This window comes from Nitrospirillum iridis, assembly GCF_014205765.1.
In the GTDB taxonomy this organism is placed as follows: Bacteria; Pseudomonadota; Alphaproteobacteria; order Azospirillales; family Azospirillaceae; genus Nitrospirillum; species Nitrospirillum iridis.
This window is the reverse complement of the sequence record NZ_JACIIZ010000007.1, coordinates 216,687-237,622: the sequence shown is the minus strand read 5'-3', so window position 1 is coordinate 237,622 and position 20,936 is coordinate 216,687. Positions and strand designations below refer to the sequence as shown.

Annotated in this window: 16 protein-coding genes and 1 riboswitch; of the genes, 10 read left to right on the top strand and 6 right to left on the bottom strand. The window is 67.1% G+C overall.

What is annotated here, in order from left to right:
* Nucleotides 1-14: 14 nt before the first annotated feature.
* A riboswitch (ZMP/ZTP riboswitch) is annotated at nt 15-122 on the bottom strand.
* A 48-nt stretch (nt 123-170) separates the two neighbouring features.
* The gene (locus tag FHS74_RS14285) at nt 171-1,514 is read right to left on the bottom strand and encodes an MFS transporter (protein ID WP_184801606.1); all 1,344 of its coding nucleotides are present in this window, start codon (nt 1,512-1,514) and stop codon (nt 171-173) included.
* Between the two features lie 829 nt (nt 1,515-2,343).
* On the opposite strand from FHS74_RS14285, the gene FHS74_RS14280 reads away from it, so the two are divergent.
* The 5 genes from FHS74_RS14280 (at nt 2,344) to FHS74_RS14260 (ending at nt 8,264) form a co-directional block, all read left to right on the top strand.
* Nucleotides 2,344-2,907 carry a RidA family protein gene (locus FHS74_RS14280; protein ID WP_246463132.1) on the top strand — a complete coding sequence of 188 codons (564 nt, stop codon included), beginning with the start codon at nt 2,344-2,346 and terminating at the stop codon, nt 2,905-2,907.
* A 127-nt stretch (nt 2,908-3,034) separates the two neighbouring features.
* Nucleotides 3,035-4,636: a flavin monoamine oxidase family protein gene (locus FHS74_RS14275; RefSeq protein ID WP_246463131.1), complete on the top strand. Its 1,602-nt coding sequence runs from the start codon at nt 3,035-3,037 to the stop codon at nt 4,634-4,636.
* 11 nt (nt 4,637-4,647) lie between these two features.
* Nucleotides 4,648-5,043, top strand: coding sequence for a c-type cytochrome (locus FHS74_RS14270; protein WP_184801604.1), 396 nt, complete (start codon nt 4,648-4,650; stop codon nt 5,041-5,043).
* A 291-nt stretch (nt 5,044-5,334) separates the two neighbouring features.
* On the top strand, nt 5,335-7,779 hold the full coding sequence (locus FHS74_RS14265; protein ID WP_246463130.1) for a TonB-dependent receptor plug domain-containing protein: 2,445 nt from the start codon (nt 5,335-5,337) through the stop codon (nt 7,777-7,779).
* Between the two features lie 122 nt (nt 7,780-7,901).
* A complete protein-coding gene (locus FHS74_RS14260; RefSeq protein WP_184801602.1) occupies nt 7,902-8,264 on the top strand; it encodes a DUF1304 domain-containing protein in 363 nt (120 codons plus the stop codon).
* A 66-nt stretch (nt 8,265-8,330) separates the two neighbouring features.
* Here the strand turns inward: FHS74_RS14260 and FHS74_RS14255 are convergent, their stop codons facing one another.
* Nucleotides 8,331-9,359 (bottom strand): DUF6607 family protein, encoded by a 1,029-nt coding sequence (locus tag FHS74_RS14255; RefSeq protein ID WP_211106303.1) that lies wholly within the window; start codon nt 9,357-9,359, stop codon nt 8,331-8,333.
* Nucleotides 9,360-9,426: 67 nt separating this feature from the next.
* Complete coding sequence (locus FHS74_RS14250; protein WP_211106302.1) at nt 9,427-11,727, bottom strand: TonB-dependent hemoglobin/transferrin/lactoferrin family receptor; 2,301 nt, start codon at nt 11,725-11,727, stop codon at nt 9,427-9,429.
* Nucleotides 11,728-11,970: 243 nt separating this feature from the next.
* Between FHS74_RS14250 and FHS74_RS14245 the strand changes: the two genes are divergently transcribed.
* From FHS74_RS14245 to pnuC, 3 genes are read left to right on the top strand one after another with little or no spacing between them, the layout of a single operon-like run.
* Nucleotides 11,971-14,181 carry a TonB-dependent siderophore receptor gene (locus FHS74_RS14245; protein WP_343066920.1) on the top strand — a complete coding sequence of 737 codons (2,211 nt, stop codon included), beginning with the start codon at nt 11,971-11,973 and terminating at the stop codon, nt 14,179-14,181.
* Nucleotides 14,182-14,199: 18 nt separating this feature from the next.
* Nucleotides 14,200-15,387: a phosphotransferase enzyme family protein gene (locus FHS74_RS14240; RefSeq protein WP_211106301.1), complete on the top strand. Its 1,188-nt coding sequence runs from the start codon at nt 14,200-14,202 to the stop codon at nt 15,385-15,387.
* An 18-nt stretch (nt 15,388-15,405) separates the two neighbouring features.
* Complete coding sequence (gene pnuC / locus FHS74_RS14235) at nt 15,406-15,984, top strand: nicotinamide riboside transporter PnuC (RefSeq protein WP_184801600.1); 579 nt, start codon at nt 15,406-15,408, stop codon at nt 15,982-15,984.
* A 22-nt stretch (nt 15,985-16,006) separates the two neighbouring features.
* On the opposite strand, the gene FHS74_RS14230 is transcribed toward pnuC, so the two are convergent.
* Both FHS74_RS14230 and FHS74_RS14225 read right to left on the bottom strand, forming a co-directional pair.
* Nucleotides 16,007-16,279, bottom strand: a complete 273-nt coding sequence (locus FHS74_RS14230; RefSeq protein WP_184801598.1) for a hypothetical protein — start codon at nt 16,277-16,279, stop codon at nt 16,007-16,009.
* On the bottom strand, nt 16,276-16,635 hold the full coding sequence (locus FHS74_RS14225) for a hypothetical protein (RefSeq protein WP_184801596.1): 360 nt from the start codon (nt 16,633-16,635) through the stop codon (nt 16,276-16,278). The genes FHS74_RS14230 and FHS74_RS14225 overlap by 4 nt, the downstream gene beginning before the upstream one ends.
* A 139-nt stretch (nt 16,636-16,774) precedes the next feature.
* Between FHS74_RS14225 and FHS74_RS14220 the strand changes: the two genes are divergently transcribed.
* Nucleotides 16,775-17,263, top strand: coding sequence for an Lrp/AsnC family transcriptional regulator (locus FHS74_RS14220; RefSeq protein WP_184801594.1), 489 nt, complete (start codon nt 16,775-16,777; stop codon nt 17,261-17,263).
* An 85-nt stretch (nt 17,264-17,348) separates the two neighbouring features.
* Complete coding sequence (locus tag FHS74_RS14215) at nt 17,349-18,167, top strand: type 2 periplasmic-binding domain-containing protein (RefSeq protein ID WP_184801592.1); 819 nt, start codon at nt 17,349-17,351, stop codon at nt 18,165-18,167.
* Between the two features lie 66 nt (nt 18,168-18,233).
* Here the strand turns inward: FHS74_RS14215 and ppdK are convergent, their stop codons facing one another.
* Nucleotides 18,234-20,921 (bottom strand): pyruvate, phosphate dikinase, encoded by a 2,688-nt coding sequence (gene ppdK / locus FHS74_RS14210; protein WP_184801590.1) that lies wholly within the window; start codon nt 20,919-20,921, stop codon nt 18,234-18,236.
* Nucleotides 20,922-20,936: the final 15 nt, after the last annotated feature.

Genomic DNA, 20,936 nt, shown 5'->3' with positions numbered 1-20,936 from the left:
CTTTTGACCAAGAGGTGAATGGCCCAGGCGTGCGGCACGCGGGTGCATCCGCGCTTCCCGATGGTGCCCCATCCGGCCCCGCCCGATGGAACGGGGCCTTATCGCCAGTCACGCGGATGAAGACAGCGTACCCCCGCGCGCGGGTTCCGCCAAGGCCCTATGCCACGACCCTATGCCAGGCCCAGTGGCGGGGTCGCGGCCCGCCGGCCGAAGAGTACGGCCATGGCCAGAATGGCGGCGCCCGCCAGGCCCATCACCAGGGCCGTGGGCAAGATGGACAGCAACGTGGGCGCCAGCGTCATGGCGACCAGCGTGCCGAGGCAGTCCAGCACCATGAACAGGCGGAAGACGGCCGCGATCTCGCCGCCGCTGAACCGGGTCTGGCGCAGGGTCGTGACGGGGATCTGCGCCAGCGGCCCACCGGTGGCCGTGATGGCCGCCGCCGCCGCCATCACCCCCAGCGTCCAGGGGGCCGGCACCCGCGTCGCCAGCGCCAGCAGGATGAAGCCACCCCCCACCATCACGTCACCCGCCACCACCAGGGACAGGGGCCGGCGGGTCAGCGCCCCACCCGGCGGCAAGCTGCCCACCATCAGGTTGCTGACCAGGTTGCCGGCGCCGTAGGCGGAGAACAGCAAGGCCAGGGCCGACAGGCCACCAAGGCCGAAGCCCGCCACCCCCTGCTGGCGCACCAGCAGAGGCAGGGACAACCAGATGGCCAGGGTCCACAGACCCCCGGTCAGGCCGGCGCGCCATAGCAGATAGGGGAAGGGCGGTTCACGCCGCACCAGCCGCCAGCCGGCCAGCAGCCGCGCGGCCAGGTTTTCCGACGCCCCACCCCGCCGTACCGCCGGGGGCGTCGGATCGGCCAGGCGTGGCCTTATGCTGAAAACGGCGCACGCCGAGGCCAGGAAGCTGAGGCCATTCACCCCCATCAGGGCGACGGCCGGCATGAAGGTGGCCAGCGCCCCGGCCAACGTGGGACCCACCAGACGGGCCAGACGCAAGGTGCCGTCGAACAACGCGTTGGTGGCGGCCAGCAGGCCCCGATCCGTCACCAGGCGGGGCAGCGAGGCCTGCAAGGCCGGGTCGAACAGCCCGGACAGGGCCGAGAGCGCCACGGAGGGCACCACCAGGGTCCAGAGGGTGAGATGACCGGTCAAGGCCGCCAATACCGGCACCACCGCCAGCGCCGCTCGCGCCAGATCGGCCGCCATCATGACGCCGCCATGGTCCCAGCGTTCCACCCAGGCGCCGGCCAGCAGGGCGACAACCATCAACGCCAGCGTATCCGCCGCCGCGACATAGCCGGTATCCGCCCCCACCAGGCCGACCGCCAGCCAGACCAAGGCCATCTGGTGCAACTGGTCGCCCACGGCGGACAGCGACAATGCACCCCATAGACGGGCGATGGGGCCATGGGTCAAAGGTTTCAGCAGGCGCATGGCGAGGCGGATGGGCGGCGGGGGGGGGGAGCGGCCCTCCTGCTTACAGCAAGCGGTCCGCTTGTCCAATCACCGCCCACTGGGCTCGCGGGCTGCACAGCTTTGCGGCAACATGCCCGTAACAATCTAGAATTGCCCAATCGCTGTGCGATCGCCGGATCGTCACCTTGACCGAAAATGCTTATATCGCAGCAGCGAACGACTTGGCCCGGTTATTGCTGATAACTACCGTAGAGTGAAAACGGTCTCACTTTCCAGAGAAGGAAGGTGGGTTCCCTGCTCTTGGCAGTTGGGTTCGAGTAGCGAGACACACAAAAAGTTTATCAAACCCATTAAATTGACAGAGACGCATGACGAAACGGGCCGTCACCTTCATTGTCAAATATATATGCCGGTCGCTGGAGCCTATGGTTCTGGCGAAAATCCGGCACAACCAGATGAATCCCTCCAATTATATTGCCAAATCCGGCCGCGCATTTTTCAAGATGGCTGTCCACCTGGCCAGCCTATCTCCTTCTCGGCGCTCATATTGCGCCATATCCACCCTACATCCAGCATGAGGGCACGCCCCGGGACCCAGGATCCGCGCTGACCCGGCAGCGCACCATTGGATGGCGGACACCGGCGAGTTGCGACGCGCACCTTCGCCGGCTGAGACAGACCGCCGCTGACTACCCCACTCCGCCCGCCGGGCCGATCCCCGGCGGGCCGGAGACGACCGGAACCCCGCCTGGAAATCCGATCAGGCCAGGGGGCACCGGGTAAGCGCATGCAAACGTAAATGGCCCGGACGACCATCATATCCCGGATGCAGGCCGCCCCGAAAAGCAGCGGAGCGGCAAAGCACGGGAGGGAATACAGGACCACAAAAAATAATCGAACAGGAGAGCCTTGCCTTATGACGACATCCTCCAAGCCCAGTGCCGAGCGCCGCATGGCGCGCTTCCTGGGGGCCCTGGCCCTGACGGCAGTTCTGGCCACCATCATCACGGCGGCCGGCGTCATCTCATCCAGCGGGCCGGCGACGGCCAAGCAGGCCATCACCCGCACCGACGCGGGCAGCTTCCCCATTTCCGCCGCCGTCAACGTGCCGGCGGGCGCCGACGTCGTCTATCTGAGCGGCATGACCCCCGCGGTCGCCGACCCCAACGCGCCCAAGGGCAGCCCACAAGCCTATGGTGACACCGCCACGCAGACGGTCAGCGTCCTGAACAAGATCAAGGACGCGCTGGCCGCGCAGAAGCTGACCCTGGGCGACGTGGTGATGATGCACGTCTATCTGGTGGGCGACCCGGCCCACGACGGCAAGATGGACTTCGCCGGCATGATGTCCGGCTACACGCAGTTCTTCGGCACCGCCGACCAGCCCAACAAGCCCGCCCGCACGACGGTGCAGGTGGCGGGTCTGGCGGCCCCCGGCCTGATGGTCGAGATCGAGGTGATCGCCGCCCACGTGCCCTGAGCCCCTGCCGGGCTCCCTGCCGCGAGGTCCGTCCAAGGCATCCCAACGGCGGACGGATTCAGGCGGGAGTTTCCGCCGGGTGATCCCGGGTGAACAATCGGCTGACGCTGACGAGGGAAGGTTGCTTATGCCTGCCATGACGGAACTGCCCGGCGCCGGGGTGACACGGCGCCATTTCCTGGAAAAGGCGGCGCTGCTGGGCGGCAGCGCCATGGTGATGACGGCGCTGAACGCCTGGGGCGCGGGTATCGCCTCCATGACCAGCGCGCCGCCGGCCCTGCGCGGCAGCGGCGCCGGCCACAAGCTGCTGATCCTGGGCGCCGGTGTCGCCGGCATGACGGCGGCCTACGAGATGTCCAAGCTGGGCTATCAGGTCACCATCCTGGAGGCCCGGGCCTTCGCCGGCGGCCGCTGCCAGACGGCACGCAAGGGCTTCAAGCTGACCGAGCTGGGCGGTGAGGAGCAGGAGTGCAAGTTCGATGAGGGCCTGTACATCAACCACGGCCCCTGGCGCATCCCGTTCTGCCATCGCTCCACCCTGCACTACACCAAGACCTTCGGCATCCCGCTGGAAGTCCTGGTGAATGAGAACGACGCCAGCTACGCCCGGTTCGACACCGTGAAGGGGCCGCTGGCTGGCAAGCGCGTGCGTCAGTTCGAGGTGCGCGCCGACATGCGCGGCTACACCTCCGAGCTGGTGGCCAAGGCGGCCACCTCCGGCAAGCTGGACACCGGCTTGGCCAAGGACGACGTGGAGTTGTTCGTCGAGTACCTGCGCGGCGAAGGCTATCTGGAGAGCGACCTCAGCTATCGCGGCACGGAAGGCCGCGGTTACAAGGTCAATCCCGGCGCCGGCATCGATGACCCTGGCCCCGGTGTGCCCAGCACGCCATACGCCTTCCCGGATCTGGTGCAGTCCCGGCTGTGGCGCATGGTGCAGTCGGTCGGCACCTTCGACCAGCAGCACACCATGTTCCAGCCAGTGGGCGGCATGGACCGCATCGCCAAGGGCTTCGAGAAGCACGTCGGCCACCTGATCAAGTACGGCGCGGAGGTGGAGCGCATCCGCCAGTCCGATGCCGGCGTCACAGTCGACTACCTGGACACCAAGACCGGCAAGCGCGGCACCCTCAGCGCCGACTATTGCCTGTGCACCATCCCGGTCAGCGTCCTGCGCACCATCGACGCCGACTTCTCCGACGCCTACAAGCAGGCCATGGCCCTGCTGGCTTATGACCCGGTGTGCAAGATCGGCCTGCAGATGAAGCGGCGCTTCTGGGAAGAGGACGACGCCATCTATGGCGGCCATGTCTACACCGACGCGCCGGGCATCAACCTGATCAGCCTGCCCTCGTCCGGCTGGCAATCGGCCAAGGGCGTGCTGCTGGGCTATTACATGTTCGGCGCCGACGCCACCGACATGAGCGGCAACACCCCGGCCGAGCGGGCGGCCATCGCCCTGGACGCCGGCCAGCGCATCTTCCCCCAGTACAAGGAGAACTTTGAGAACGCCTTCTCCGCGTCCTGGCACCTGATTCAGTACAATCTGGGCGGCTGGGGCAACTGGAGCGCCGAGGCGCGCAAGACCGCCTACCCCGTGCTGAACAAGCCCGACCGCCGCGTCTATCTGGCGGGGGAGCACATCAGCTATATCGGCGGCTGGCAGGCGGGGGCCATCGAGTCCGCCTGGCACCAGATCGCCCAAATCCACCAGCGCGTGGCCGCGTGAGGGAGGGGGCGATGACCAGGACGATCGCTCTCGCCGCCGCCGTGACCCTGCTGGGCATGGCCCAGGGGGCCACCGCCCAGGATGTGGCCAAAGGGCAGGATTTGTTCAATCACAAGTGCGCCGCCTGTCACCAGAAGACGGGCCTGGGGGTGAAGGGCGCTTTTCCCGCGCTGGCGGGTGATCCCTTCGTCCAGGGCGACCCGGAACCCATGGTGCGCACCGTGCTGCAGGGCCGGGGCGGCATGCCGACCTTCGCCGCCCTGCTAAGCGAGGATCAATTGGCGGATATCATCAGTTATGTCCGGCAGGCCTGGGGCAATGCCGCCCCGGCCGTGGATGCGGCCTTCGTCACCCAGGTGAAGACGAGCGCCCATCCGCAGGACAAGGCGCCGACCGTCACCCATTGACGGGGAGGGTCGGCGGTTTGTGAAACACTTGGATCTGGAACCATTCCTTCCCCGACGGTGGTCGGGAAGCCCAGTTGGGGAAGGTGTGGTTTAAAGGTCACGCGAGAAAGGAGAAAAGCCCGAATCAAAACCGCCTGCCAAAATGGCGTTTTGACTTTCCTATCTAAGTTGTCGAGAATTTTTAAAGAGACGAACGGGGCAAAGAGTCGTCTCATAGCAGAAAAATAAATCGGGGAATGGGGCCATCAAGCTTCCGTGATCTAACAAAATCCTAAAGATCAGGGGGCCAACATGACGCATATAAAGAACATCAACGCCAGAAATGTGCGTAAAGCCATGACCGTGGCCCTGCTGTGCTCAGCGGGCTGGATGGCCATGGGCACGGCCAACGCGGCGCCAGCACCGGCGGCCGATGCCGACACACTGTCGGAAATCGTCGTGACGGGCAGCCGCCGCGTCGACCGCTCGGTGGCGGATTCACCGTCGCCCATCGACGTCTTCACACCGGACGATCTGGCCCACCAGGCCGGCGGCGACACCAACGATCTGCTGCGCCAGCTGGTGCCGTCGTTCAACGTCGCCCGCTTCTCCATCTCCGACGGCTCCACCTTCGTGCGTCCGCCGACGCTGCGCGGCCTGCCGCCGGATGAGACCCTGGTGCTGATCAACGGCAAGCGTTTCCACCGCTCCGCCCTGGTGCAGATCGGCGCCAACGGCCTGACCCAAGGCTCGCAGGGGCCCGACCTGGCCCAGATTCCGTCCATCGCCATCAAGCAGCTGGAAGTGCTGCGCGATGGCGCCGCGGCGCAGTACGGTTCCGACGCCATCGCCGGCGTCATGAACTTCACCCTGAAGGACAGCGCCGACCAGGGCACGGTCGTCGCCCAGTGGGGCCAGACCTATGCCGGCGACGGCGGCAGCGCCCACATCCAGGCCAATTCCGGCCTGCCCCTGGGGGATCGCGGCTTCGTCAACATCAGCGCCGAATATGTGAAGAACGACCCGACGTCGCGCGGCACCCAGCGCCCCGACGCCGCCAAGCTGGCCGCCCAGGGCCTGACCATCCCCAACCCGGCCCAGCGCTTCGGCGACCCGGCGGTGGAGGCGCAACGGCTGTTCGTCAACAGCGGCATCGACCTGGGTGACAATTCCAAGGTCTATCTGTTCGGCAACTTCGGCCACAGCTACGCCAAGGAAAGCTTCAACTACCGCAACCCCACCACGGTATCGTGGCTGATCACGCCCATCACCCTGGCCAGCGGCGCGACCTTCAAGTGGAACAGCGTCTTCCCCAACGGCTTCACGCCTTGGTTCTACGGCGACATCCTGGATAGCAGCCTCACCGGCGGCTACAAGACGACGCTGAAGTCCGGCCTGATCATCGACGCCAGCGCCAGCTACGGCAAGGATGAGCTGCGGTACAGCATCAAGAACACCGTCAACCCCTCCCTGGGGCCGAGCAGCCCGCACCAGTTCTATGTCGGCACGCAGATCCAGGAAGAGACCAACCTGAACCTGGACCTGACCTATCCCATGACGGTCAGCTGGTTGGCCAGCCCGCTGACCCTGGCGGGCGGCGGCGAGTACCGGCGTGAAACCTACACCATCAAGTCAGGCGACACGGCCTCGTACCAGGCGGGCCAGTACTACACCTCCGGCATGCCCATCGGGTCCAACGGCTATCCCGGCTTCACCGCCAGCGATGCCGGCCAGTATCCGCGCGGCAACTACGCCTTCTACGCCGACGCCGAAGCCGACATCATCAAGGATCTCAGCGCCGGCGTGGCCCTGCGGTATGAGGACTTCGACGATTTCGGCAACACCACCAACTGGAAGGTCTTCGGCCGCTATCAGCTGACCGACTGGGTGGCCATCCGCTCGTCCGTCAACACCGGCTTCCGCGCCCCCACGCCCGGCCAGTCGCACATCAGCAGCACGCAGACCACCTTCAAGGCGGGCAGCCCGGAGCCCATCGTGCTGGGCACCTTCCCCGTCGACAGCCCCGTGGCCCAGTATTACGGCGCCAAGACCCTGAAGCCGGAAACCTCGTTCAACATCGCCGGCGGCCTGGTGTTCGATCTGCCGGGCAAGGTCAGCCTGACCGTCGATTACTACAACATCAAGGTCGAGGATCGCATCGGCATCACCAGCGACTTCACCGTGACCGCCGCCGACCAGATCAAGCTGGCGGCGCTGGGCGTGGTGGGTGCCAACACCCTGGGCAACGTCAACTACTTCGCCAACGCCTTCGACACCCGCAGCCAGGGCGTGGACATCGTCGCCAACAAGACCTTCGAGGTCTATGACGGCGACCTGCGCCTGACGGCGGCGGCCAACATCAACCACACCGACGTCACCAAGTACGACGCCAGCGTCATCGATGCCAACCGCAAGGCGGACATCGAGAACGGCTTGCCGCACTATCGCGTGAACCTGAGCGCCAACTACGACATCGGCGCCTTCAGCTTCATGTATCGCGGCAGCTACTACGGCGCCTGGCAGGACAATTCCAGCGCGGGCCAGCATTACGACCCCGCCTGGATCTTCGACGCCGAGGTGGCCTACAAGGTCACCGAGGACCTGACCGCCACCGTCGGCGCGCAGAACCTGTTTGACAAGTATCCGCAGAAGAACCGCAGTGCCGGCCGCCTGAACTACGGCGACCAGTACCCGGACACGTCGCCCTTTGGTTACGACGGCGGCATGTACTATTTCCGCGTCGCCTACAAGTTCTGATCGCCCGGCAGGGCAGAAAGGAGAGCCGCCCGGGAAGCCGGGCGGCTTTTTCTTTGGGCGAACGCGATCTTTCCCGTCATAGTAGCGCCATAACAACTCAAAAGTGGGGGAACGTGGTTTTCATGAGCGTAATAGCGAATATCCTGGTGGGCCTCGTGGCCCTGCTGCACGCCTGGATCCTGGTGCTGGAGATGGTGCTGTGGACCAAGCCCCAGGGCCTGCGCGCCTTCCGTCACTCACCGGAAAAGGCGGCGCAGACGGCAGTGCTGGCCGCCAACCAGGGTCTGTACAACGGCTTCCTGTCAGCGGGGCTGCTGTGGGGCCTGGTCTATCCCGACCCGGCGCCGGCCCTGCACATCAAGACCTTCTTCCTGCTGTGCGTGATCGCCGCCGGCGGGTACGGCGCCTGGTCCGTCAGCCGCCGCATCCTGATGATCCAGGCCCTGCCGGCCGCTGTGGCGTTACTGGCGCTGTGGGTGGCGTGAGGACCTGAAAAAAAGCCGGCGCCCCCCTTGGGTACGGGCGGGCGGGGGGCGCCGGCCGGGGTGGCGTCAGGCGCCGGACTTCGCGGAGCCTTGCGTCGCGTCGGTGATGACGCGGCGAGCCTCGGCGATGGCGTCCGGAATGCCTTTGCCCCCCTTGGCGATGCTGTCGGCCAAGCCCATCAGCGCCTTGCCAGTGACAGAGCCGTTGTTGGCCTCCTCCGTCACGCTCACGCCCTGGTGCTGGGCGATGGCCTGGTCCCAGGCACCGCGCACGGCCGCCCAATAGGTCATGGTCTTGGCCCAGTACTCATCGGCCGCGGCGACGGGGAAATCGCCGGACCGACTGTAGGTATTGATCACCGCTTCGTGCACGAAGGTGACCAGGGCGCCGTCCCGCAAGCCCATCTTGGCGTTGTCCTGTTCATGCACCCAGCCGGCGGGGGTCAGGGCGTGGCGATTGATGCCGTTGTAACGGTCATAGGGGGGGTGCCTTGTGGCATCGCGGCGGGCCAGGGGGCGCCACGTCTCCTCGCTGGTCCAGCGCGAGACACCGGCGTCATGCCGCCAGCGCCCCACCCCGCCATAGCGCGGCGAATCATCCGTCTGCCACACGGTCTGGGACCAGGCGCCCTTGGCGGCGGCACCGTCCACGGGCGTCAGCGACCAATGGCCGGTGCCCTGGTAGGTCAGCACGCTGGCGGGCTGATAGGTCCAGTCCTGGCGCCAATGCTTGATCACCACAGGCAAGCGATCGTCCCCGTCCACCACCAGCAGGTGCTGCAGGCGGATGACGGATCCGGTGTCCTCCACCACCCGCACCACCTCCTCGCCGCCGCTGGTCTTGGGCGCGATGGGCTTGTAGTCGGCCAGGAAGGGCGTCGTCTCACGGAAATCGAAGGTCACCTTGTAGGTGCCGGCCATGCCTAGGATGGCCTTGCGGTCCTGGTCCGGGGCGGTGCCGGCGGCACCTTCGGTGGGCGTGGTGGCGACAGCGGCCAGCGGCAGGCTGGCGGTCACGCCCAACAGGGCGGCGCCGGTCAGCCCCCGGGTCAGAAAGGTGCGGCGTCCAGTCCGCAATGCGTCATAGATGGTCATCGGTTGGCCTCCTCGGGGGCGCGGGGAAGGTGCCGGCGGGCATGCCCGCCGGCCGGGTCGGTTGGGGTCAGAGCTTCAGGGTCAGCGAGGCCCCGAAGTTGCGGCCGGGCTGGGTCCAGGCGTCGAGGACGGTGGAGGTGGCGGACTGACCGCGCACATCGCCCCACCACCAGTACTTCTCATCCGTCAGGTTGAAGATTCCGGCGCGGATGCTGGCGTTCTCCGTCACGTTCCAGTAGGCGGTCGCGTCCAGGATGGTGAAGGCCTTGGGGATGAAGTAGGTGGCGCTGCTGACGTCCGACCGGTCCTTGGCGCCGGAATGGGTCATGGTGACCTGGCCGCCGAAGCGGCCGGCCGGGTCGCGATAGGTCAGGCCCAGCACCAGCTTCCACGGGTCCACGCTGTCCAGCGGCGTGGTGACGCCGTCCGAGGTGCTCTCGCCATGGGTGTAGGAAAAGGCGGCCAGCGCGCCGACACCGGAGTTCAGGGTGACTTGGCCCTTGGCCTCCGCCCCCTGCAGCGTGACCCGCGACAGGTTCACATACTGGTAGACGGCCGGGTTGGCGGCCGTGAAGTTGCCGCTGACCTGCACCTGGTCGATGAAGTCGCGGTAGCGGCCGGCATAGCCGGTGATGCTGGCGTCCCAGCGCCCGCCGCCCGCCACGGCGTTCTCCATACCCCGGCCCCAAGCGCCCCCACCCCAGGCACCGTTGAACTTGAAACCGCCCTCGATGGTCTGGCTGGTTTCCGCCTTCAGGTTGGGATTGGAGACGGACTTGTAGTTCTGCGTCGGGTTGGCGAAGCCGTTGTTCACCTGCGACGGCGACGGCGCCTTGAAGCCCTCCGCCAGGTTCACGAACACGCCGACATCCGGCAGCACGTGGTAGAGGATGCCCAACTTGGGCGACACGTGGCTGTCGTCCTTGGAAACGGGCGTCAGCGCCGTGAACAGCGGATCGCCCTTCTTGGGCGACAGGTCGTAGTAATCGAAGCGCACGGCGGGGTAGAGCGTCAGCCGCCGGTCGAAGGCGTTGATCTCATCCTGCAGGAAGACGCCCGCCAGCGTGTAATCCGTGGTGGGGTAGGCCCGCGACGGGAAGGTGTCGCCGGCCGACGGCACCGTGCCGGCGCGCAGGGATTCCTGATGGGTCACGGAATAGTCACCACCATAGACCAGGGTATGGGTCAGGTCGTGCCCCAGGGTCTTGCTCTGCCCCTGGATGTCGAAGCCGTAGACGTTGGTGTCGAAGGTGCTGTCGCGCGTGCGGTCGGCGGCGGTGTTGCGGTCCTCCGCCCCGTACTGGGTGGCGTGGGTTTCCTGGTAATAGCCGGTCCAATGCACGCTATCGATCAGATCCGCGCCGATGTCCCAATTGTGGTCGAGGCTGACACGGTTGCGGTCCTCACGGTCGCGGGCGATCAGGCCCAGCACGCTGGTGGAGGCCAGGGGCGGCTTGGCGATGGCGCTCAACACCGTGGTGTTGGTGTGGTTGTCGTCATGATCGAAGGTCAGGCGCAGGCGATGCGCGTCCGCCGGCTCATACACCACCTTGGCCAGGACGGCGTTGGAGTAGAGGTCCTGCGGGTTGGCGGTGGTACGGTCGGTGTTGGCGCTGTTGTTCGCGCCGTTGGTCGAGGTCTCGTTGCCATCGCGCCGGGTATAGGCCACCAGGGCCTGCAAACGGCCGACACGGCCGGCGGCCACCGCCCCCTTGGACCAGGCGCCATCGGCTGAGGTGTAGCCGACCGTGCCCTGCACCGCCCAATCCCGGGTCTTGCCATCCGGGCCGGCGGTCAGAAAGTCCTCCGGATCCTTGGTGACGAAGCTCACGGCGCCGGCGACGCCGTCGCTGCCGTAGAGGGCGGAGGCCGGCCCCCGCAGGATCTCAACCGACTTCAGCAGGCCAAGGTCGACATAGTCGCCACGCCCCATGTTCTGGGCGCCGAAGCTGTAGGCGTCGGGCACGCGGATGCCGTCGACCAGCATCAACACGCGGTTGCCTTCCAGGCCACGGATGTTGAAGCCGCTGTCGCCGTCGCGGCCGGTGGACCCACCCGCCAGCGTGAAGCGCGCCGGGCTTTTGCGTACGGAGACACCCGGTTCGTAGCGCACCAGATCCTTGATGTCCGTCACCAGCTGCTCGTCGATCTGCTGGCTGGTGATGACGCTGACGCTGGCCGGCACCTCACTGATGTCCTTGGCGGTGCGGGTGGCGGTGACGGTCACCGTGCCCAGGGCCTCCGCGTCCGCCGCATCGGACGCGGCCACATCGGGCGCGGCCGCCGCCATCGCGGATGGGGCCAGGGGAGCGCCCCCCAGCGCCACCAACAGCCAAACAGGAACCGTCCTCAACAGCCTTCGCCGCATTTTTGTTTTCCCCATGAGTGAGTGCGTGAGGCATCGTATAAGCGTCATAATAATGAGAATCAATCTCATTCTCATTCGGGGCCGATCGGGGCTATGCAACCCGGCCCTGATCGCGCAATGGTTTGACCCGGCGGTGGGAATCCGCCAAAAACCGCCATTCCCGCCCTTGCCCGTCCTTCCCCTTCCGGTGGGAGGCGCCCGTGCCGCTTTTCCAACCCGCGCCCTTTTCAGGATGACAGTCCCGTGACGATTTCGCCCCGCCGTACCACCCGCCTGTCGCAGTCCTGCGCGGTGATCGCGCTGATGCTGGGGGGCGTGGCGCCCGGTCACCGCGCCCTGGCCGACCCGGCGGACCAGGGCAACACCGTTCCCAACACGGTCATCGTCACCGGCACCCGCGACCAAGGCTACCGCGCCACCGATACCCAGTTCGGTGGCGCCGGCACCGTGTTGGACACCCCGGCCTCGATCAGTGTGGTCACCCGCGACCTGATGGATGACCAGCAGGCGCGGCGCTTGAGCGACCTGATCCGCAACGACGCCTCCATCGGTGAGAACTACGCGCCGGAGGGTTATTACGAGGATATCGCCATCCGGGGCTTCCCCCTGGACCTGGCCACCGGCCTGCAGATCAACGGCCTGACCATCGCCGGCGAACAGCCGGTGGCATTGGAGAACAAGGAACGGGTGGAGTTCCTGAAGGGCCTGGCCGGCGTGGACGCCGGCGTGGTGGCCCCGGGCGGCCTGGTCGACTACATCACCAAGCGGCCGGCCGACGTGCGCAGCCTGACGCTGGGCACCGACAACCGCGGCGGCCTCTACAGCGCGGTGGATCTGGGGTCCGTGTTCGGCGAGCGCAAGCAGTATGGCCTGCGCCTGAACGTGGCGCATGAGGACATCGCCTCCTACGTCGACCATGCCGACGGCTATCGCAATTTCGGGTCGCTGGCGGGCGATTGGCGGGCGACTGAGAACGACACCGTCAATGTGGACCTGGAGTACCAGCGCCGGGTGCAGCATTCGGTGTCCGGTTACCAATTGCTGGGCGGCACCACCGTGCCGGCGCTGGACACGGTGTCACCCAGCCACATGCTGGCGGCCCAGTCCTGGACCAAGCCGGTCACCATCAACGCGCTGAACGTGTCGGGACAGTACGAGCACCGGTTCAGCGACGACTGGCGCCTGAAGGTGGCGGTGGGCCACAGCCGCACGGTCATCGACGACAACGTGGCCTTCGCCTATGGCTGCTACGCCGTCGCCAGTTGCGCCAATGGCGAGACGCCCGGCTACTACTTCGCCGCCAATGGCGATTTCGACGTCTACGACTATCGCAGCCCCAACGACGCGCGCGAGGATGACCAGGCCCAGGCCCTGCTGATGGGCAAGGTGGCGACGGGGTCCATCGGCCACAGCCTGACCCTGGGCACCAGCGTCTTCCGCCGCACGGTGACGCAGACCGATTACGTCTACGACTACGTCGGCAGCGACAACATCTACAACCCCACGCCCCTGGCCTTCGCCCCCTCGCCCAACAATCCCGGCGCCAATTACGAACGGCTGGACAGCCGCCAGTACGCCATCATCGGCATGGACCGGGTGGACCTGGGCGCCCTGGTGACCGGGTTGGAGCTGGACGCCGGGGTGCGCGGCGTGTTCCTGCGCGAACGCGCCTATGACATCGACCACGCCACCATCCGCAACACGGCCGAGACCCTGCCCCTGCCGCAGTTGGCCCTGGTCTACAAGCCGCTGGCGGCCCTGACCCTGTATGCCAGCCATGCCCGCGGCCTGTCGCTGGGCGGCCAGGCGCCGGCCTGGGCCACCAACGCCAGCGAGATCCTGTCGCCGTCGCTGTCCTGGCAGGACGAGGTGGGCGCCAAGTACGACTGGAACGGCCTGCTGCTGGGCGCCAGCGTCTTTCGCCTGAGCAAGGCGTATGAGTACGCCAAGCCGGACGACAGCGCCTATGGCTTCACCTATGTGCGGGAAGGCACCGAGCGCCATGACGGGCTGGAGTTGAACGCCGCCGGCCAGGTGACCCGGGATCTGCGCCTGTCGGCCAGCGCCACCTTCATCCACGCCGTGGCCTACGGCACCGGCACGCCAGCCTATGACGGCCACCAGGCCATGAACGTGCCGCACGTGCGCACGGCACTCTATGCCGACTACACCCTGCCGCATCTGGACGGCCTGGCCCTGCTGGCCGGCTGGCAGTATGTGGGGGAGAAGGCGGCGGCGCGCGACGCGGTGGCCTATGCCCCCGCCTATCATCTGTTCAACGCCGGCCTGCGCTACGCCCCCAGCGCGCTGGACAACAAGCTGACCCTGCGGCTGTCGGTCGACAACCTGCTGGATCGGCGCTACTGGAAAGATGTTGGCGAGAGCGCCGGCGACGCCTATTTGCACTTGGGCGCGCCGCGCACCGCGCGCTTCACGGTCGAATATTCGCTTTAAGGTCCCTCTGTTCCGCTCATGAGCACCTCCCCCGCCCGTTCCACGCCGGTTCATCCGCACGCCCATGGCATGGGGGTGGGCACGGTGCTGCCCGACTGGCCGCCGTTGACGGTGGCGGAGGTGGCGGGCCTGCTGCGCCACTATCCCGGCGCGGGCGCGGTGCGCGGCATCCTGAGCCACAGCCCGCGCCCCTTCTCCGCCGCCTCCGTGGTGGCGATGGCGGGCGGGGACAGGACGGCGGTGTTCGTGAAGCGGCACCATGTGCGGGTGCGCACCCCCGCGCAGCTGGACGACGAACACGCCTTCATGGACCATCTGCGCCGGCGGGGGGAACCCGTCTGCGAGGTGCTGGCCACGGCCGACGGCGCCCGCGCCCTGACACTGGGCGACTGGACCTATGAGGTCCACGGCCTGGCGCCCGGCCTGGATTTGTACCGCGAGGCGCCATCATGGACGCCCTTCCGCGATGCCGGTCATGCCCAGGCGGCGGGCGCCGCGCTGGCCCGTCTGCATCGGGCGGCCGCCGGGTTCGACCGGCCCCACCGCGCCGGCCAGCCGCTGGTCTCAGGCTTCACCCTGTTCGCGGGTACCGATCCGCTGTCCGCCATGGCGGCCTATGTCGCGGCCCGGCCCGCGCTGGCCGATTATCTGGCCAGCCGTCCCTGGCTGCGGGACACCACGCGCCTGCTGCTGCCCTTCCACGACGCGCTGCGCCCCTTCCTGGCCGATTTGGCGCCGCTGTGGACGCACAATGACCTTCATGCCTCCAACCTCACCTGGACCGGGCCAAAAACGGGACCGGGAACGGATCCGGCGGCGGTGGCGGCGGTGCTGGACTTCGGTCTGTCCGATCGCACCACCGCCCTCTATGACCTGGCCACCGCCATCGAGCGCAACACCGTGGAGTGGCTGGCCCTGACGGAGGGGCGCGATCCCGTCGTGCACCACGACCAGGTCGCCGCCCTGATCGGCGGCTATCACGCCGTCCACCCGCTGGACGCCCGGCGGCGCCAGGCACTGGCGGCCCTGCTGCCCCTGGTGCATGCCGAATTCGCCCTGGCGGAAACCGACTATTTCCATGGCATCACCCGGTCGGCGGAGAATGCCGGCCTGGCCTATGACGGATATTTCCTGGGTCACGCCGCCTGGTTCCAGGGCAAGGACGGGCAGAGCCTGCTGGCCTTCATCCGCGACCTCCCCCTGTAAGCAACGGCGGCGCCCCCCATGTCCCCTTTGGAATTTGTCGCCGCCGCCATCAGCGCGCTTGCCGTCTGGGGCACCACGCGCCGCCTTTTGTGGTGCTGGCCCGTGAGCCTGGTATCCGTGGCGCTCTACGCAGTCGTGTTCTTCAACGCCAAATTCTATTCCGACATGATCCTGCAAGGCGTGTTCGGCGCCTTTCTGATCTATGGCTGGATTTGCTGGTGGCGGGGCGTACGGGACGACGGGGCCGTGATCGTCCAGCCCCTGTCCATCGGGCGTGCCATCGCGGGACTGATGGCCGGCGCCGGCATGGGTGTTGTCCTGGGCTGGGGCATGGCGCGTTGGACCGACGCGGCCCTGCCCTACCTGGACGCCAGCCTCACCGGCCTAAGTCTGGTCGCGCAATATTGGACGGCCCGCAAACACATTGAAAACTGGTGGCTGTGGATTGCCGTCGATCTGGTCTACACGGTCATGTACAGCGTCAAGGACCTTTACATAACCGCCGGCCTCTATGCCGGCTTCATCATCCTGGCGATTCTGGGCTGGCGTAGCTGGCGGGCCGGCACCGAAGCACCGCCGGCCATCCAACCCTTATAAGCATCCCCGCCGACCACCACCGTCAAACCGATCCGGCCACCGCGTGCACGCCCACCACCGCGCGGAACAACGCCGCCACCCGCTCACTGTAGGCCGAGGCGCTGTCAGGTAGCTGGATGTCCACCTCCAGCATGTCCTCGCCCGGCAGGTCGGCCCGACGACGGGCGTAGACATGCAGGGGCACGATGTCCAGACGGGCCAGCGTGCCCATCAGGCGGGACAGCAGGCCGGGGCTGGCATCGGCCGCCACCGACAGCATCACCGGGCTGGTGGCGGCAAAGGCTTCGGCGGTCATACCCGCGTCTCCGGCAAGCCCGCCACCGGCACGGCCGCCACGGCGACGGCGCGGCGCACCGCGGCTTCCGCCGCCTCGCCGGCGTGGCCCACCACCACGGCGTGGGCGGTGGCCCAGGGCCGGCCGGCACGACGCTCCGCCTCCCCCCGGTGGCGGGCCACCGACAAGGCGTAGTCGATGGCCGCGTCCAGGCTATCGGCCTCGTTCACCGGCTCCAGACGGCTCCAGTCCAAGGTGACATCCACGGGGCCGGCACGGTTCACGGCCAGGGCCACGAAACCATCCTCGCCGCGCACCAGCGTCAGGGTGGGGTGCAGGGCGGCGTAATCGGCGGGCGAGCAATCGAGCGGGGGCATGGGCGGCGGCCTATCAACAGGACGTGGATCGATAAGAGCGACAATAGCGATCCGGGCGCGCATAGTCTTTGCGAAGACGGCGCGATAACGCCATTATCAACATGACTCATGTTTTAAAATGCCAATTTGGAAATGACTCATGCGACACAAGTTGGACGGCCTGGATTGGAAGATTCTGGATGTGCTGCAACAGCAGGGCGCGGCGTCGGCGGCGGAGGTGGGGGAGAAGGTGGGCCTGTCCCAATCCCCCTGCTGGCGTCGCATCCAGCGGCTGGAGGAGACGGGGCTGATCCGGCAGCGCGTGGCCCTGCTGGATCGGCGGGAACTGGGCCTGAACTTCCTGGTGTTCGCCCACGTGAAGCTGGAGGCGCACGCCGGCGACAGCCTGGACGCCTTCCGCCGCGCCATCGCCGACATTCCGGAGGTGCTGGAATGTTTCGTGCTGATGGGCCAGGTCGACTTCCTGCTGCGTATCGTGGCCAAGGATGTGGAGGCGTATGAGGCCCTGTTCTTCAAGAGGCTGTCGCAGCTGCCCGGCGTGCGCGAAATAAACTCGATGATGGCGGTATCGACGGTGAAGGAGACCACGGCGCTGCCGCTGGGACAGTTGCGGGAGGATATGGGGTAGTCCAACCGGGAAGCGTCGCCCATCTGGATGGGGCAATCGTTCCCTTGGCCATTCCGTCGCGCGAGGAAGGAGGAGCCCCGCCACCATGTTCCCGCCCCTGCGTATGGCCATATTCCTGTTCCTGGCGTTCGCGTTCCAGGCGCCCGTCAGCGCGGCGCCGGCCGACGGCCAAGGCGCGGGGGACCAGACGGCGGCGCCCGCCATACGCCTGCTGGTCCCCGAACTGCCGATGATCGGGGAACGGGACGCTCAAGGACATCCGAAGGGCATGGCGGTGGAACAGGCCCAGGCCATTCTCGACCGCGCGGGCGTGCATGCCGACATCCTGCTGCTGCCGGTCGTGCGGGTATATACCGAGCTGGCCCGCACGAAGGGCGGCACAACCCCGCCCCTGGTCAAGACCTACGGCATGCTGGGGCTGCCGCTGCGCGACCCGTATAGGGGCATCGTGCCCTTGGCCCTGACATCACACCACAACCTGATCGCCATCACCCGGCCGGGCGTCCGTCTGAAAACCTTGGACGATCTGCGCCATTTGGGCCCGATCGCCATGACGATCACCGGCACCAGCGCCTTCAGCGACATCATCCGCCAGTATGATCTGGCGGTGCAGGAGGTGCCTTCCATGGCCAACGGCCTGAAAATGCTGGCGCATGGGAGGGTGGGCGCCCTGCTGGACGTCGACGCCGTCATCGACCTGATGGCGCGGGATGTCGGCCTGACCGCAGCCCAGGGGGACCACCTTCCCCTGGCCACGATGGAGGGATGGCTGGTCTGCGACCCCGCGACGGCGGAGGCGCCGGAAACCGCGCTGCTGCGCAAGGCGGCCGAAGCGCTGTACCGGGAGGGCCGCCTTGACGCCATCGCCGACCACAATTTCCAACGCGCGGCCGGCGGTAGCTGAGCCCCAAAGGAATCGGCGGCGAAGTCACCCTCGCCGCCGATACACCCGGGAAACCAGCGGTGGTGATTACGCCTCGCTGGCGGGCTTCTCGCCCATCAGCGCCGCCTGCGCCGCCGCCAGCCGCGCGATGGGCACGCGGTAGGGGGAGCAGGAAACGTAGCTGAGGCCCACCTTCTCGCAGAAATAGACCGAGGCCGGGTCGCCGCCGTGCTCACCACAGATGCCCAGCTTGATCTCCGGACGGGTCTTGCGGCCCCGTTCGGCGGCGATGGACACCAGTTCGCCCACGCCTTCCGTGTCCAGGGTCACGAAGGGATCGTGCTCGAAGATGCCGGCCCGCTGATAATCGGGCAGGAAGCTGGCGGCGTCGTCACGGCTGATGCCGAAGGTGGTCTGCGTCAGGTCGTTGGTGCCAAAGCTGAAGAACTCCGCCGACTGGGCGATCTCCGCCGCCCGTAAGGCGGCGCGGGGCAGTTCGATCATGGTGCCGACCAGATAGTCGATCCGCACGCCGGTGGCCTGCTTCACCTCACCCGCCACCCGGTCGATGACGGCCTTCAGGATGTCCAGCTCCTTCTTGGTGCTGACCAGCGGGATCATGATCTCCGGGATCACGGTCTGGCCGTCCTTGCCCACCTCCACCGCGGCCTCGAAGATGGCGCGGGCCTGCATCTCATAGATTTCAGGGTAGGAGATGCCCAGGCGGCAGCCGCGATGGCCCAGCATGGGGTTGGCCTCGTGCAGCTGCAGGGCGCGGTGGCGCACCCGCTGGATGTCCGTGCCGGCGGCCTTGGCCACCTCGTCCATCTCCGCCTCGCTGTTGGGCAGGAACTCATGCAGCGGCGGGTCCAGCAGGCGGATGGTGACCGGCAGGCCCGCCATGATGCGGAACAGCTCCACGAAGTCCTGGCGCTGCATCGGGGCGATCTTGGCCAGGGCGGCGCGCCGGCCGGCCTCGGTTTCCGCCACGATCATCTCGCGCACGGCGATGATGCGCTCGGTATCGAAGAACATGTGCTCGGTGCGGCAGAGGCCGATGCCTTCCGCCCCGAACTTCACCGCCGTGCGGGCGTCCAGCGGGGTTTCCGCGTTGGTGCGCACCTTCATGCGGCGGAAGCGGTCGGCCCAGCCCATGAGGATGGCGAAGTCGCCCGACAGCTCCGGCTGGATGGTGGGCACATGCCCCAGCATGACCTCGCCGGTGGAGCCGTCGATGGTGATGACGTCGCCGGCGGCGATCTTCTCGCCCCGCACCGTCATGATGCCGGTCTTGTAATCGATGCGCAGCTCACCGGCGCCCGAGACGCAGGACCGCCCCATGCCACGCGCCACCACGGCGGCGTGGCTGGTCATGCCGCCGCGGGTGGTCAGGATGCCGGCGGCGGCGTGCATGCCGTGGATGTCCTCCGGGCTGGTTTCCACGCGGCAGAGGATGACCGCCTCACCCATCTGCGACTGGCGCTCGGCCTCGTCGGCGGAGAACACGACCTTGCCGCAGGCGGCACCGGGGCTGGCCGGCAGGCCCTTGGCGATGATCTTGCGCGGCGCCTTGGGGTCCAGCGTCGGGTGCAGCAGCTGGTCCAGCGACTTGGGCTCGATGCGGCGCACGGCCTCGGCCTCGTCGATCAGGCCTTCCTGCGCCATGTCCACGGCGATCTTCAGCGCGGCGGCGGTGGTGCGCTTACCGTTGCGGGTCTGCAGCATGTACAGCTTCTTCTGCTGCACCGTGAACTCGATGTCCTGCATGTCGCGGTAGTGGCGCTCCAGCTTCAGGCGCACGGCGTCCAGCTGGTGGAACACCTCCGGCATGCTTTCTTCCATGGCCGGCAGGTCGGACCCGTTGGCCTCGCGACCGGCGATGGTCAGGTGCTGCGGCGTGCGGATGCCGGCCACCACGTCCTCACCCTGGGCGTTGATCAGGTATTCGCCATAAAAGGCGTTCTCACCCGTGGAGGGGTTGCGGGTGAAGGCGACACCCGTGGCGCAGTCGTCGCCCATGTTGCCGAACACCATGGCCTGGACGTTGACCGCCGTGCCCCAGCTGGCCGGAATGTCGTGCAGCTTGCGGTAGGTGATGGCGCGGGTGTTCATCCAGCTGCCGAAGACGGCGCCGATGGCGCCCCACAGCTGTTCCTGCACATCCTGCGGGAAGGGGCGTCCCAACGCTTCCTGCACCACCTCCTTGTAACCCTCGATCACCGCCTGCCAGTCGCCGGCGTCGAGGTCGGTGTCGTAGTTGAGGCCCCGGTCGCGCTTGTGGCTTTCCAGGATCTCCTCGAAATGGTGGTGGTCCACATCCAGCACGACATTGCCGTACATCTGGATGAAGCGGCGGTAGCTGTCATAGGCGAAGCGCTCGTCCCCGGCGCGCTTGGCCAAGCCGCGGACGGTGACGTCGTTCAGGCCGAGGTTCAGCACCGTGTCCATCATGCCGGGCATGGACGCGCGGGCGCCGGAGCGCACGGAGACCAGCAGCGGGTTCTGGGGGTCGCCGAAGATGGCGCCGATGATGCCTTCCACCGACTTCAGGCTGGCGGCCACCTGGTCCTTCAGCTCGACCGGGTATTGGCGGCCGTTGTCGTAGAACCAGGTACAGACCTCAGTGGTGATGGTGAAGCCGGGCGGCACGGGCAGGCCCAGATTGCTCATCTCCGCCAGGTTGGCGCCCTTGCCCCCCAGGAGGTTTTTCATTTCGGCCCGACCCTCGGCCTTGCCGTCACCGAAGTTGTACACCCACTTGGACACGCTGCTCATGGTTCCTCACCTGAT